Annotated in this window: 12 protein-coding genes; 5 read left to right on the top strand and 7 right to left on the bottom strand. The window is 44.5% G+C overall.

The features are described 5' to 3' along the window. Positions 1-66: 66 nt before the first annotated feature. The 4 genes from AXX12_RS00050 (at position 67) to AXX12_RS00035 (ending at position 6,507) form a co-directional block, all read left to right on the top strand. Complete coding sequence (locus AXX12_RS00050) at positions 67-1,740, top strand: ATP-binding protein (RefSeq protein WP_066236530.1); 1,674 nt, start codon at positions 67-69, stop codon at positions 1,738-1,740. Between the two features lie 244 nt (positions 1,741-1,984). Then, positions 1,985-3,166 (top strand): cyclic nucleotide-binding domain-containing protein, encoded by a 1,182-nt coding sequence (locus AXX12_RS00045; protein WP_066236528.1) that lies wholly within the window; start codon positions 1,985-1,987, stop codon positions 3,164-3,166. After that, positions 3,147-4,907 carry a B12-binding domain-containing radical SAM protein gene (locus AXX12_RS00040; protein WP_082816615.1) on the top strand — a complete coding sequence of 587 codons (1,761 nt, stop codon included), beginning with the start codon at positions 3,147-3,149 and terminating at the stop codon, positions 4,905-4,907. The genes AXX12_RS00045 and AXX12_RS00040 overlap by 20 nt, the downstream gene beginning before the upstream one ends. Positions 4,908-5,340: 433 nt before the next feature. Continuing rightward, the gene (locus AXX12_RS00035) at positions 5,341-6,507 is read left to right on the top strand and encodes an ABC transporter substrate-binding protein (RefSeq protein ID WP_066236524.1); all 1,167 of its coding nucleotides are present in this window, start codon (positions 5,341-5,343) and stop codon (positions 6,505-6,507) included. Positions 6,508-6,598: 91 nt separating this feature from the next. Here AXX12_RS00035 and AXX12_RS00030 read toward each other — a convergent pair whose 3' ends face one another. The 3 genes from AXX12_RS00030 to AXX12_RS00020 are packed head-to-tail and all read right to left on the bottom strand — an operon-like array spanning position 6,599 to position 9,729. Next, a complete protein-coding gene (locus AXX12_RS00030; RefSeq protein WP_066236522.1) occupies positions 6,599-7,642 on the bottom strand; it encodes a glycosyltransferase family 9 protein in 1,044 nt (347 codons plus the stop codon). Between the two features lie 27 nt (positions 7,643-7,669). Continuing rightward, positions 7,670-9,448 carry a carbon starvation CstA family protein gene (locus tag AXX12_RS00025; RefSeq protein ID WP_066236519.1) on the bottom strand — a complete coding sequence of 593 codons (1,779 nt, stop codon included), beginning with the start codon at positions 9,446-9,448 and terminating at the stop codon, positions 7,670-7,672. Between the two features lie 14 nt (positions 9,449-9,462). Beyond that, positions 9,463-9,729, bottom strand: coding sequence for a DUF362 domain-containing protein (locus AXX12_RS00020; RefSeq protein ID WP_066236517.1), 267 nt, complete (start codon positions 9,727-9,729; stop codon positions 9,463-9,465). A 309-nt stretch (positions 9,730-10,038) separates the two neighbouring features. Between AXX12_RS00020 and nifJ the strand changes: the two genes are divergently transcribed. After that, positions 10,039-13,563 (top strand): pyruvate:ferredoxin (flavodoxin) oxidoreductase, encoded by a 3,525-nt coding sequence (nifJ, locus tag AXX12_RS00015; protein WP_066236515.1) that lies wholly within the window; start codon positions 10,039-10,041, stop codon positions 13,561-13,563. Between the two features lie 55 nt (positions 13,564-13,618). Here nifJ and AXX12_RS00010 read toward each other — a convergent pair whose 3' ends face one another. The 4 genes from AXX12_RS00010 to AXX12_RS18620 form a co-directional block, all read right to left on the bottom strand. After that, positions 13,619-13,792: a CDIF630_02480 family spore surface protein gene (locus tag AXX12_RS00010; protein WP_066236513.1), complete on the bottom strand. Its 174-nt coding sequence runs from the start codon at positions 13,790-13,792 to the stop codon at positions 13,619-13,621. Between the two features lie 212 nt (positions 13,793-14,004). Then, positions 14,005-15,075, bottom strand: a complete 1,071-nt coding sequence (locus tag AXX12_RS00005; protein WP_231881727.1) for an SLC13 family permease — start codon at positions 15,073-15,075, stop codon at positions 14,005-14,007. A 207-nt stretch (positions 15,076-15,282) separates the two neighbouring features. After that, a complete protein-coding gene (locus AXX12_RS19535) occupies positions 15,283-15,429 on the bottom strand; it encodes a hypothetical protein (protein WP_197470594.1) in 147 nt (48 codons plus the stop codon). Positions 15,430-15,447: 18 nt separating this feature from the next. Next, positions 15,448-15,590: sodium ion-translocating decarboxylase subunit beta (locus tag AXX12_RS18620; protein WP_197470593.1), on the bottom strand; the 143-nt coding region annotated here is incomplete at its 5' end.

Below are 15,590 nucleotides of genomic sequence, written 5' to 3'. Positions count from 1 at the left end.
TATTTCATTTGCATGTGGAAAAGAACAATGTTTAATATCTGAATTATCTGTAGAGGATGCGAGAGAATGAATTTTTTCACCATGTCAATATTCGGTACGATAATAGTGACCACTTTAATGATACTAATTTTTGTCTATTTATACGCCCTATATCGTGAACGCTATATTGGTTACTGGATAGTAAGCTGGGGATTCCTGCTTTTGCGAACTGTTCTTTTTGATTCTGGGATGTTAGATTGGATGCAATCCATAGCATGGTTTACTATTTATCAAATGCTAACATTTAGTGCACTTATAGTATTCATATGGAGCATTCATCTCTTTATCGACAAGCCGCTAGTGAAATGGTGGATATATAGTGGGTTGGGCGCTTCGCTATTAACCTTCATATTCACAATTATACAATTGCCCATTGCGTATAAACTTTTGCCGCCTGCCTGGTTCGCTGGAATCACCGGTATCTGGTTAAGCATAACCTTCATGCGTCAACTTAAATTAAATCGAATTAGCAAACAAATACTTGGATCTACATTTATCTTATGGGGTCTTCACTCTTTAGATATGCCATTTTTGATCGATGTAGCATGGTTTGCACCTTGGGGTTACTTTATCGATAGCATACTAAGGCTGCTTATCGCAATGAGTACTTTGTTGGTGTATTTCGAAAAAACCAGAGCAGATTTGGTTAGTAAAGAAGCGCAATATCGGTTATTGGCAGAAAATTCCGCCGACATCATTTACCGCTATCGATTACTTCCAGAGGCAAAATTCGAATATGTCAGCCCGGCCGTTTTTCCGATTACCGGATATACTCCCGAGGAATATTATGCTGATGCGAAACTCCTGTTCAATTTGATACATCCGGATGATTCCTCGCAATTTTATCATTTTTTTAATAATAAGTCTTCTACTGATACTTTTCCACTTAGCTTTCGTTTAATCCGAAAAGACCAACGTATGATTTGGATTGAACAAACCTGTGTGCCAATTTACGCCAACGATGGTAAAATTCAGGTTTTAGAAGGCAACATTCGCGATATCACCTCCCGTAAGCACCTGGAGCAAATTGCCTCCCGAGTTGATAGACTAAACACGGTAGGCGAAATGGCCGCCAGCGTCGCCCATGAAATCCGGAACCCAATGACTACGGTCCGCGGCTACTTGCAGTTGTTGGTCAGCAAAAAGGAGTTTTCCCATTACCAGGATAGATTTGAGTTGATGATCCAAGAACTTGACAGAACCAACACAATTATCCGGGAATATCTTTGCTTGGCAAAAGATAAACGATCTGATCTGAAATGTTGCTGTCTTAATAGTATTGTCAAATCACTGTTTCCATTGATGCAAGCCGACGCAATCGCTTCAGCGATAGACATAACTCATGACCTTGACGAGATACCCGAACTATATTTAGATGAAAATGAAATCCGCCAACTATTGCTAAATCTGGTCCGCAACGGCTTGGAGGCTATGTCATCAGGCGGAAGCCTCAATATACGAACTTTCATGGACAAAAACAAGGTTATTTTGTCAGTGAGTGATCAAGGCTCTGGTGTCCCGGAGCATATACTCAACAATTTGGGTACACCGTTTTTGACTACCAAGGACAACGGAACAGGCTTAGGATTGCCAATGTGCTACAGAATTGCCCACAGGCATCAGGCCGACATTAAGGTTGAAACAAGTTTCCAAGGCACTACATTTTTTGTCGGCTTCAGTCTTCCTACAGCGCCCATATAAGCGACTATTTTAATAAAGAACATTATAAAAATTCCCCTTTTCTTAACTTTAAGGAAAGGGGAATTTTAATTTTGCATCCAATTCGCAAAAATCTACATTTTTCTTAAAAATATTACATTTCAGGATAGGAACCACCTAACTGTTACACGTATCTCTCTTATTGGAAGGGAGGTGCACGTTATGAAAACTTAGTAATATTTTGCGGCAACATCCCCAAGAATGCATTAAAAAGGAGCGATAATTTATGAACAACAATTTACAGCCAACGAAACCCGATCAGAAAGTAATACCCGAAAGAGTTTTCACAGTTGGTATCGCGTCAACTGCTAAAGAAAAAACGGAAATTTACCAATTTCGCTATAGCATCTATGTAGAAGAAATGTCTCGGCAGTTGAGATCCCCTGATAATGGGGAAAAGTTGCTATACGACGAAATGGACGAATGGGGTGTTCTATTATACGTCAAAGCCGACTCCGAACTTATCGGAGTCAGCAGGATCAATATCGGCTTGCTACAAAATTTCCATCCGGATATAATAACCTCACTTTCTTTAAAAAAATTTCAGAATTTTTATACTGGCAAAAAAGACCAGAAGTTTGGCCTTATCACCAAACTAATGGTTTCGCCGCTTTACCGGAATTCTCCAGCTTTGTATTTACTAATGGCAAAAGCTTATGAACTCTCTTGCGAGCATAGGGTACAATTTACCTTTGGCGGCTGCAACTTTTATTTACTTCGACTCTATGAAGAAATAGGAGTGCGGCGATTCGGTGAAAATTTCCAAGATCCGGGCTACGGCTTATTGGCGCCGGTCGTCTGGTTAATCGATGATATCGAACATATGCGCAAACTTCATTCGCCCTTCTACCGTCTAGCCCGTAAAAGAGAAGCGGTAAACAAACAAGTCGCTGATTGGTTCTTTACTGATTTTTCTGAAGCCTCCAGTGTGATAAACAGTCAATTAGTCACGGAAGAAGAACTATGGACAGTTTTATGCACCCGGTTAGGAGACTCGCCAAACAAAGCGATGCCGATATTACAAGGCCTGTCTGAAGCTGACGCAAAAAAATTCTTGCATAAATGCGGCCTTGTTACACAGTGCCATGCAAATGATCAGATCATAACCAGTGGCGATCCCAGCAACGAACTAAATATTTTGCTTTCGGGAGAATTGCATGCGTCAAGTCTCTCTGAGTCAGGCACAAACAGAATTCTTCCCGGTCAGCACTTTGGATCGGTAGGTCTAGTCGACCATACCAGTCACACCCAAGACATTGTAGCGGTGACTTTGACAGAAATACTGGTATTGTCCCGAATGGCTTTCCCGAAGTTTCGCCATCGCTATCCAGGTATCACGAATCATGTATTAGAAAATTTGTCCCACATAATTAAAAAAGGAGGGCCAAATGATGCAACCCAAGCTTGATTTATTGCTTGTCAATAGCATGGCGCCGCGTCAACGAATTGCCTCAGACGCGGCCTTAGAAAACAGCCTGGCGATTCTGCGCACATACTTGGAAGATGAAGATTTCCGGGTGGAAGTCATTGACGAACAAAGAATATCTGCGACAGAAGCAGGAGTTCCGAAATGCTTGGTAAAGCTTTTGCAGCTTATCGTCTCGATGCAAATGAAAACGTACCGCAAGAGTCTAAAGTATATTTGGCTCATTTTCATGCTATTGGGTTGGCCTATCCAAGTTTTGTCAATGTATTACAGAGCCCAATATCTAAGTAGTAAAATTAATGACATCATCCGCACCATTCAGGAAAACGACATTCATCTGTTGGGAATCAAGGTCTGGTACGGCGATTCCTTTAAGTGGAGTAAATTGCTGGCCACTAAAATCAGGTCATCCTGCCCTGAGGTGATCATTATTGCCGGCGGTCCACAGGTGAAGGTATATGGAGAGCACATCTTCCATGAAACGGATTTCGATGTGGCAATCATGGGACCTGGGGAAGAAATACTGAAAAAAATGATTGTTTTAGACCGGAAAGTCGACAACAAAACAGAATTCTTATATCGATTTCACGAGGAAATCAGTCAGTCTCGATTGGTGCAAACAGGGATTTACAGTAACGATGAAACCGAACCCGCGAATCAGGTACAATGCAGCCAACAGCATATTATCCCCCGCTATCGGCCGGTGGATTTACAAGACAAGCTGTTGTTTCATACCTTGGTGGACGGCGTAGGCTGCACATGGAATAAATGCAACTTTTGCTCCCATACCAGACAGGTGGCATCCTATCAACAACGTTCTGTACAAGACATAGTAAAAGAATTTCAAGTGATGAGAGAGCAGGGTATTGCTTTCTTCCGGTTCAGTAGTTCAGAAACGCCTGTCGAATATGGCAAGAAAATCGCCCAGGCAATTCTGGACCAAGGCATCACAGTAAATTACTCGATGTTCGTCCGGGCGACAAAAGTGACTCCTGCGGTTTACGAAGCCTATTGTCTACTGATTCAATCAGGGCTAAGAGCAGTATTCATGGGGGGAGAAACCGGCCATGACCTTATCAATGAAAAGGTCATGAATAAAGGTATCCAGAAAAAAGACATTGTGGATACTATCAACTGTATAAAGCTTGCAGCCACGGAAGTAGGTAAAAGTTGCCGGATCGGTTTGTCCCTCATTTATCCTACCCCTGTGATTGACGGAGTGACTTTACAAGATGTCTATGCAGAGAATATGCGTTTGATAAAAGAGACTCTGCCAGACACAGTGATTGTCAATCCGCCAGGAGTCTTTCCTAAAACAAGCTGGATGGATAACTCTAGCAAATTCGGCTTTTCTATGGCTCCGGATTTTGTCTACGAGCTCATGCAATATGAATACTCCATTTACAAGCCGGTCGAACTATGGGGCAAATTGGGGTTTTCATTACAAGGGCACAGCCTTCCTGAACTCATGAAAGAAACAGGCAGATTAAGAACCGCAATTGCGGACATGGGCATCCCAACGGATATCTCTGATGAGTATCTGATGATGACAGAAGCAATCGGCTATACGACGAAGAGCGATTTGCTGAAATTCAAGAGTGACTCTTTACAAGACATCATGTCCGGTAGTAATCGCTACATGAGAGAAGTAATAGAAAAAATCAATTCCCAAGGACGGAACATGGCATACCGCAACACTGACGGAAAGCCCAGGAACGAATAGAGCCTAACGCCCTTCCAACGGTCATAAATAACAATACTAACGTCGTTTTCAACCCGGCAGCCTTTTTCTATAAGGTCTGTTAGTTGAAAACGACGTTAGTATTAACCCTCGGAATTTGGAATTCTGCGTTGGAATTTTATTCCGCTATCATCATGCCCCATTTAAACTCAATACTTCTATGCCGGCGGCAGAGAGCGCCCTGCTACCGACAATAGATACAAAACCACCGCTTTTGCGTGAACACAAACTTTATCAGGCTAACTGTTCTCAGAAATCAAACCATGCACTGGTTTTCGTTAACAAAAACAGAAATATTACCTTGTAAACCAATGCAAAACGTACTAAAATGTATAATCATACAAAGCAAAAGTAGCAAGCAAAGTTGTTTTAGGGAGAGAATTTTAATAATCTATGAATAACAGGAGAGAAGATTATGAGTAAGCGAGTATTGAGACTTGTCAGTGTCCTAGCCGTTGTACTGGTGGCCGGACTAATAGCCGGCTGTGGTGACTCAGCCAGTAAAGACATCAAGATCGGGGTAGTATATGAACTTACTGGCAATACCGCTTCTTTCGGTACAGCAGCGGCTAACGGCGCTAAACTGGCATTCAAAGAGATCAATGCCAAAGGCGGTGTCCTCGGCAAGCAGATCCAAACAGTGATTGCAGACAATAAAGGTGAACCCGCCGAATCCACCAATGCCATGACAAAAGTCATCTCCCAAGACAAAGTAGTGGCTGTAACCGGCTTCACGGTAAGTTCTTGCGGGATTGCCGGCGCGACAGTTGCTGAAGCCAACAAAATTCCCTTTGTAGCTGCCGCAACCACTAATTACCGAGTCACTCTTAACGAACAAACCGGTAAAGCAAAGGACTACGTATTTCGCGCCTGTTTCATCGACCCGTTTCAAGGAACAGTAGGCGCCAACTTTGCCCTCAACAGCCTGAAAGCAAAAAAGGCAGCCGTTTTGATTGACAGTTCCAGTGACTACAGCAAAGGCATGTCACAGTTCTTTAAAGAGGCCTACACTAAAGGCGGCGGGCAGATAGTAATAGAAGAAGCCTATCTGCAAAAGGATCAGGATTTTAAGGCGATTCTAACAAAGATCAAAGCCCAAAACCCTGATGTATTGTATCTTCCCGGCTATTATGAAGAAGTGGGCAAGATTATTAAGCAGGCGCGCGAACTGGGTATTACTGCTCCTTTCTTAGGCGGCGATGCCTGGGATTCACCGAAGTTAGTGGAGATTGGTGGTCCAGAAGCCCTGAACAATACTCACTTTACAAACTTCTACTCGGTAGAAGATACAAACCCGGTATCTAAGGCTTTTGTTGAGGCCTATAAAAAAGAGTTTGGGCAAATGCCTGACTCAATGTCTGCCATGGGCTATGACGCAGCATATTTATTAGTTGACGCAATCAGACGTGCCAATAGTACAGAAGCGGATAAAATCCGTGATGCTTTAGCAGCTACTAAAAATTTCAAAAGTGTCAGCGGAGATATGAGCCTGACACCCACCCACGATGCTATTCGCAGTGCGGTTATTATCGAGTTGAAAGATGGAAAGCAAGTATATAAAGAGACTGTAAAGCCACTATAAGATAAAAAATTGCCGCCTGACAGCATGCTGCCAGGCGGCAATTTTAATGTATGCATATTCAGCGATAATCTGCTATGGTTGTTCCCACGGACTACGGAATATGGGCTAATACATGATACACACCTTCCACTACCTGCGCTGGCAGTACACTGCGCATGCAAACGGCGTTACCATTAGGGCACTTGGTTTTATGGCAGAAAGAACAAGAGTGTTGGTTACATATAGCCACGTTTTGTTTGCCCGGCAGCGCGTATGTTGCAGGATTGGTCGGACCAAATATTGCAACTGTCGGCACTTTCAAGGCTGCCGCCATATAGAGCGGACCAGTGTCACCGGCAACAACCACTGTAGCGCGTTCAAGTAGAGCTGCCATTTCTAAGAGACTTGTTTGACCGATTGTATTAATTATCGGCACCCCTGCTTTGGCTGTTATTTCCTTTCCCATGAGACATTCATTTTTTCCGCCACATAGTAGTATTTTGAAGTCTTTGTTAAGTCTTTTAGCCGTGGCCGCAAAGAACTCTGGCGGCCAGTTTTTTGTAGACCATGTCGTTCCCGGAACCAATACAGCTAACTTGTCTTGAGGCAAAACAATTTCCTTTCTTAAATAGTTCTGCGCGAATTGCTTAGCCTCCTCAGGAACAATCAGTGTCATTTCTCGGTTGTCCGGACTAATGCCAAGCGAGGTTAATACCCCCAGATACCGTTCTGCAATATGTTTACCGATTGGGTCAGCCGTATCAGTCATAAATAGCGGGTTTAACTCTTTGGCATCACGCATGCCAATACGCCGGCTTGTCTTTACCTGCCTGGCAATCATGCCTGTAAGAAACAAGCCATGAATATCAAGCGCCGCATAAAAAACCTTTGTCGCCAATTGTTTTTGTAAGTCCCGCCACAAAGTAAAAGACTGATTAAATTCATAAGATCGCAAATGTTTATCGAAACGTTCCCGTGACCAAACCATGATTTCATCAATATACGGATTGTATTTTATTAGGTCGGCACAGACCTCACCGACAAGCCAAGTTATTTTACAGTCCGGCCAAGCTGCTTTCAGTGCCTCGGCTACCGGTGTACAATGGATAACATCACCAATCGAACTTAATCTAATTATCAGTATCTCTCTGCTCATTGAACTACCGCTCTAATTCCTTCCTGTCTACTTTCCCTCTTCTTTTCGTATAAACCGATACCACTTAATACTGGAGTCTACCACCGTTATAACAACAGCTACAATCATTGAAACCATCAAAGCCGCATTTGCCAGCAAACCTTGGGGCAGATAGGTGATAACGATGGACATACTCCCGGCAGTAACTGTAGTAATAAACATGACTACCATCGGAATGAAGGTAACAAGCGAATATTTCTTGCTTTTAGTCTGTTTTAGTATGATAGTAGTGCCAATACATAGCGCCAGCGTTGCCAACAGTTGATTCGCGACACCAAAGATCGGCCATATGGTTGAAATATTTCCGCCATAAAGCAGATATCCCCAAGCAAATGACACTACTGCGCCGGTAAAAATGACGCCCGGCCACCAGTTGATTTGTCCGAAAGGCTTATAAAACTTACCAAACAAGTCTTGTACGATATACCGGGCTACCCTTGTACCCGCATCGATGGTGGTCAATATAAATAAAGCTTCAAACATTATGGCAAATTGATACCAGTAAGCCATTAAACCCTTTAATCCGGGAATACCTGCAAAGATAGAAGCCATTCCCACAGCCAGAGATACTGCTCCTCCCGGACGGTGGGCTACATCCTCTTCAACCATAGCCGATAACTGAGGTAAGTCGACTACAGTATACCCCATTGCAGCAAGGCTGGGGAAAACAGCGGCTGAAGTATTGATAGCAAAATAATCACCAGGATGCAACGCGGTGGCGGCAATCAAGGCCATAACACCAACAAAGCATTCGGTCAGCATGGCTCCGAAACCAATTACCATAACGTCACACTCATTATCCACCAACTTAGGTGTAGTGCCCGAACTAATTAAGGCATGGAATCCGGAGACAGCACCGCAAGCAATAGTAATCATGAGAAAGGGCCAAACGGGCCCAGGAATAATAGGCCCGCCGCCTGCAGTAAATACCGTAAATGCGGGCATTTGAATATCTGGCCTGACAATAAATATCCCCAACGCTAGTGCAGCAATCGTTCCAATTTTTAAGTATGTGCTAAGATAATCGCGCGGCGCCAGAAGAAACCAGACGGGTAACGTTGCTGCTATAAATCCGTAAGTTGGCAACAAAATTTTCAGCTGAGTTTCGGAAAAAGTAAACAGGGGCGCCCAGATAGAAGCTTTAATAACTGGGCCAAAAGCTACTCCCAGCAAGACGAGAATAGTACCAATAATCGAAGCTTCAGCAAGACGGCCTGGTCGGAGATAACGCATGTATACTCCGATAAACATGGCTATCGGAATTGTCGCTGTTACCGTGAAAGTGCCCCATGCATTCTTAAACAGCGCATTGACAATAACAATTGCCAACCCTGCCATCGTCATAAGAATAATAACAAGAACCGCGAAACTCGCAGCAGCGCCTGTCGTTCTTCCAACCTCATCCTTAGCAATTTCAGCAAGTGATCGACCCTTATGGCGAATTGACGCAAAAAGCACCACCATATCATGTACACCGCCTGCCAGAACGGCTCCGATCAGCAGCCAAAGGAAGCCTGGGGCATAGCCATACTGAGCAGCCAAAGTGGGACCAACAAGCGGTCCTGCACCGGCAATCGCCGCAAAATGATGTCCAAATACCACCCACTTGTTAGTAGGAACATAGTCATGGCCATCTTCGAACTCATGTGCAGGAGTTTCACGATTTGGATCAAGCACTAGAATTTTGGCCGCGATAAAACAGCCGTAGTAGCGATATGCCAAAACTAATACCAGTATAGCGATAATGACTAAGGTTAAAGCATTCACAGCAAATCCTCCAGCTATCTTAATTTATTCCATGGTATAGGCCATGCACCGCCACCGAAAAACGAGTCTGCTTCACGGTTAATGCTGCGAAATGGATCGGTCTCGTGTATGATGGCATTGGTTGGACATACTTCAGTACAAATACCACAGCCTTTGCACATGTGATCATTAATTTCATATTTCTCGTCCGCTGCGTAGATTGCACCTTCAGGGCAAACTTCCATACAACGATTACACTTCTCACATTTTTTGGTAATAAAGTATCTGATTAACTCTGTCATTAAAGTCCCTCCTTCCTTATGAATTAGCATGATATAGCATTACCGAAAATATTCAGTTCAACACGGGAAAGTTAGAGTGACAAGGCAACAGCCTTCTCAAATGTCTTGGGGCGCCCAAGCCTGCAAAAGGACAAAAAGCCTCAACCCGCAATACGCAAAGGCTGAGGCTTTTTTGCACAGTTAGATTTGATAAGGTTCACCCGGGCTGAACGTATAAACGCGGCACATCTGTTCCATCTTGCATGTATTAGAGTCTGTAGATTTCTAATACTAAGCAAGAATATTCTTGTATGCAAAGGTGGTTCTCAAATGTCAAAAAAAATGAAAACAATGGATGGTAACCAGGCGGCAGCCGAGGCATCTTACGCCCTTACTGAGGTGGCAACTGTCTTTCCGATTACTCCTTCGTCTCCGATGGCTGAAGGGGTTGATGAATGGGCAGCTCATGGTAAGAAGAACTTGTTTGATCAACCTGTCAGAGTAGTAGAAATGCAATCAGAGGCTGGTGCTGCGGGAGCGGTACACGGTTCACTTCAGGCGGGGGCTCTCACGACAACCTATACAGCTTCCCAAGGGTTACTCTTGATGATTCCTGAGATGTATAAAATGGCGGGCAATCTGGTACCAGCAGTTTTTCATGTCAGCGCGCGTGCCCTTGCGACGCATGCATTATCGATTTTCGGAGATCACCAGGATATCAATGCTTGCCGCCAAACCGGATTTGCTTTGCTTTGTTCTAATAATGTCCAAGAAGCCATGGATCTCGGTTTTACCGCGCATCTTTCCTCAATCAAGTCCCGGGTACCATTCTTGCATTTCTTTGACGGGTTTAGAACCTCTCATGAAATTCAGAAAATCGCAGTGACTCCCTATGAAGAGATTTCTAAACTGGTCGATTATAACGCGATTCAAGAATTTAGGGACCGTTCACTGAATCCCGAACATCCGGTTTTAAGAGGCAGCGCCCAGAATCCCGATATTTATTTCCAGGGACGTGAGGTTTCTAATCCTTTTGTCGAAGCTATCCCTGATATTGTGGAAAATTATTTTAAGGAATTTAAGAAAATAAGCGGGCGTGAATACCATTTATTCGAGTACTATGGGGACCCTGAAGCGGAAAATATCATCGTGGCCATGGGCTCAGTCTGCAACACCACGGAAGAAACAATCGATTACCTACAGGCAAAAGGTGAAAAAATCGGGCTGATTAAAGTCCATCTATATCGTCCGTTTTCCAAGAAACATTTCTTTGCAGTTTTGCCTAAGTCTGTGAAGAAGATTGCTGTCCTCGATCGAACAAAAGAACCCGGTTCAACCGGCGAACCGCTTTACCTCGATGTCCTGCAAATGTTTAATCATGAGGCCACGAAACCGATAATCATTGGCGGACGCTATGGTCTTGGCTCGAAAGATACCACTCCCTCCCAAATCCTCGCAGTCTATAAAAATTTGAAACAAACCCAACCCAAGGATCGGTTCACAATTGGTATCGTCGACGATGTCAGCCACACCTCTTTGCCAATGAAAGAAATAATAGATATCACTCCGGAAGGCACGATTAGTTGTAAGTTCTGGGGCCTAGGTTCTGATGGGACGGTCGGCGCCAATAAAAGCGCGATTAAAATCATCGGCGACAATACTGACCTCCATGTCCAAGGCTATTTTGAATATGACAGTAAAAAATCCGGCGGTACAACAATTTCCCATTTGCGCTTTGGTGAAAAGCCGATCAAATCCTCTTATTTCGTGTTTGACGCCGATTATATTGCCTGCCACAATCGGTCTTTCCTCTATAATTACGACCTTCTGAAAGGGCTAAAAAAGAATGGCACATTTGTCCTGAACTGCCCTTGGCGGCCAGAAGAAGTGGAGGACCACCTTCCGGCCTTGTACAAGCGCTATATTGCTAAAAACAATATCAATCTCTATATCATCGACGCGATTTCAATTGCCGAAGAAATCGGTCTTGGTGGTCGGATTAACATGGTTATGCAAGCAGCTTTCTTCAAATTGGCGAAAGTCATCCCGGTCGAGAAAGCTATCCAGTACCTGAAGGATTCCATTCAAAAAGTGTACGGCAATAAAGGCTCGAGTATTGTTGAGATGAACCAAAAAGCTGTAGACCGCGGAATTGAAGGATTGCAGCAAGTAAAAATTCCTGCATCCTGGGCTGACATTAAAGATGAAGCAATGCCAATGAAAGACGAGCCTGATTTTATTAAACATATTCAACGCCCCATGGCTCGCCACGACGGAGATGACCTTCCAACCAGCGCCTTTGTGGGAATGGAGGATGGAACTCACCCGCTCGGTACGACAAAGTACGAAAAACGGGGAATTGCGGTTTATACTCCAGAATGGCAAATCGATAAATGTATTCAATGTAACCAATGTTCCTATGTCTGCCCACATGCGACCATTCGGCCCTTCCTCTTAAATGAGGACGAACTCACGAAAGCTCCCGACACCTTTAAGACAAAGAAACCAAATTCTAAGAAGCTTGAGGGTTATCATTACCGTATTCAGGTTTCTCCACTTGATTGTACCGGTTGTGGTAACTGTGCGGATACTTGTCCGGCGCCAGGTAAAGCCCTTGTAATGAAGCCTGCGGATCATGAAATCGAGATGGAATCGGAGAACTGGGAATTCGCGATGAATGTTACTGAAAAACGGGATTTAATCGATGTAAAGACCCTCATTGGCAGCCAGTTTGCCCGACCGCTCCTTGAATTCAATGGAGCTTGCCCAGGCTGTGGTGAGACTCCCTACGTCAGGCTCCTAACACAATTATTTGGTGACCGTATGTTGATTGCCAATGCCACAGGTTGTTCTTCAATCTGGGGTGGCAGTTCCCCGTCGATCCCTTATACCACGAATGCCGATGGAAAAGGACCGGCTTGGATGAACCCGCTTTTCGAGGATAATTCCGAATTTGGCTACGGCATGTATATCGGGTCGAAACAAATCCGATCCAAAATTGCCGATCTGATGCACCAAGAGTTGAAGAACTCAAACAGTGAAAATCTGAAACAGGCCTTCCAGGAATGGCTAGACAATATGGATGATGGTGAAGGGTCTAAGAAAGCCTCAGCCCAGGTACTCGAAGCGATAAAAAAAGAAACCAGCACTGCTAACCCGATTCTTTCCGAGATCATGGCACGGAAAGATTACCTCATTAAGCCCTCGGTCTGGATTCTCGGCGGCGATGGCTTTGCTTATGATATCGGTTACAATGGACTTGATCACGTCATCGCCAGTGGGGATGATGTAAACATCTTCATTATGGACACAGAGGTTTACTCTAACACAGGTGGTCAAGCCTCGAAGGCGACTCAAACTGCAGCCATCGCTAAATTCGCAGCCGCCGGAAAGAGAATTCGCAAAAAAGATCTCGGGCTCATCGCTACAACGTATGGCTATGTGTATGTCGCCCAAATCGCCATGGGGGCAAATATGAATCAAACCCTGAAAGCAATTACCGAAGCGGAAAGTTACAAAGGACCGTCCCTGATTATTGCCTATGCTTCTTGCATTAACCACGGGATTAAATCCGGCATGGGCACCAGCATATATGAAATGAAGAAAGCAGTCGATGCGGGGTACTGGCATCTCTGGCGTCACGATCCACGTCTTAAAGAGCAAGGCAAGAATCCCTTCATCCTGGATTCAAAAGAACCGACAGGCTCCTTCCAAGATTTCCTGAAGGGCGAAATTCGTTACTCCTCACTTAAGACGATGTTCCCTGAAGTCGCGGACGAGATGTTCGTGACTGCCGAACAACATGCCCACGAAAAATATCAAACCTTAAAGCGTTTCTCAGAAATGCAGTATTAGTAATAGAGGGGTGTCTCAAATTGCTTTGAGGCACCCCTCTTGCTACTTTAACCAGTTAAGACAATGAATTCGTATCCACCCATTCCTTAGCCTCAATTACTGCCTCCTCGCTGGGAATAGGGACATTGGACTCAGGCTTCGTACTTTCGACATGCCCGCGCCAAGCCGCCGTATCATGTCGTTCAATGGGATTAGCTAAAAACTTTTCTTTCGAATGATTTTCATCCATACTAATACCTCCTTTTCAGGCCTTATCATAGTATTTTCTACGTTCACAATTTTATGAGGAGGTATCGGAGAAAGTATAAGACATAGGTCGATAGAAGCGGCGCTCTCCATAAGCAGGAATAGGATTACATCCCGCATAGATCGTCATTGAGGGTAGAGTAATAGGCAAAGTAAAGGCAGCCATCGAGTGGCTGCCTTTACTTTGCAGATCATTCACTTAGTATTAATTAGAAACCTAAGAGACCAAAGAATACATAGCACAACGCTCGTAGGACTAGATAAGGAGCCAATCATTTTAACCATTGCGTTCAGACCGCCGGCCTTATCCATGACATCAATCAATACAGACACGCCGCAAACCATCATGATAACGCCCCAAGGCATTACTTTAACAGCTGCTTTGCTGTCGCCGGATCCGGTGAGCATCAAGACACAGGAAAGTACAAAAGCAATAGAGCCAACGTTTGACAGCATGTTCAGAACGACTTTCGGGAACATGCCCTTCATGCCAGGCAGACCAGGCAGAACGACGAGAAGAATTAGTACAGCTACCATTCCGAGAGTCAGCAATTGATGCTTGTTGAACGGCTCAGGCTTTGGCGCGATTTCATCAATATCCAGGGTGGCGCCACGCTGTTTTTGAATCCAAGCCCAGCCGCCAAGCAGGAAGAAACCGCCGATATTGATAAGCCCTTGAACCACAGTAGAGTTGAAATGAATTTTCCACGCCAATCCGTTGAGTGAATCAGCGGCAATACCAAGTTGGGGAGCCATCTTGGCGATAATACCATTGGAAATAATACCAGTCGGAGCAAACGGTGAGAACGCAGCACCATTGGCGGCGCCGACAACAATCAGAGTCATGAGAAAAGCCGGCATGCCAACACGGGTGGCAATCGCCATCGCTACAGGCGCCATCAAAGCGCAACCAGCGATGTTGCCAGGTCCAATCGTGGTGACAAATGTTGTCAATAGATACACGATCAACGGAATCAGGGCGGTGTTGCCTTTACAAACACGAACAGAGTAAGCAGTCAGCTTCTCCATGGTGCCGTTAGTTTGAGCCATACCAAACAGGAAAGTAACACCAATCAGAATCATGAACAGACTTAGCGGGAAAGAGGCCATTACTTTTGCCCCAGTCATTCCGCTGAAGACACCGCCAACAATGATGGCGAAACCAATACCCAAGAAGCCTACGTTAAGATCCTCGTTGACACAACTGATAATAACCACGATAGCTAGCGCTACCATTGAGGCTATTGCAGCAGTACTAATATCCATGAGTTCTTCCTCCTTCATAATCTATAGTGCAGATATCTTGAACGCCTAGAATAATTTGAGGAATCTGCATTTCAAATTATTCAGTTTTTAAGGCGGAGAGTTAGATTTGCTGTCGCTAAAGTCTTTGTCGGTTTCCGTGTGATTAGGGTAACACCGGGATTACCGCTACTGCAGTAACCCCAGCATGCTCAAAAGTTCCCAGAGAAATTAATCTTCGTCGTCTTCGCCTTCAACAGGAGCCGGAAAAGCTTTATGCAAAGCCGTTGTGGCAATCATGAAAACGAAGATAACTAGGAACATGGTAGGCAGTGCGACTGCCATCATGGTTATTGCATTCATAGTAGCTTGTGACATTTTCAGCACACCTCCAAATTATTTCGATAATGCGGGAATTAGAGCCAGAACCAGACCGCCGGCAACAACTGATGCAACCTGACCGGCTACGTTAACGCCGATGGCGTGCTGGATGATAAAGTTGGTTGGATCTTCTTTCAGAGCCATCTTAGCAATAACGC

The sequence above is a fragment of the Anaerosporomusa subterranea genome, assembly GCF_001611555.1.
Taxonomy (GTDB): domain Bacteria; phylum Bacillota; class Negativicutes; order Sporomusales; family Acetonemataceae; genus Anaerosporomusa; species Anaerosporomusa subterranea.
Note: the sequence above shows the minus strand (reverse complement) of the source record. Positions and strands in the feature narration are given on the sequence as shown.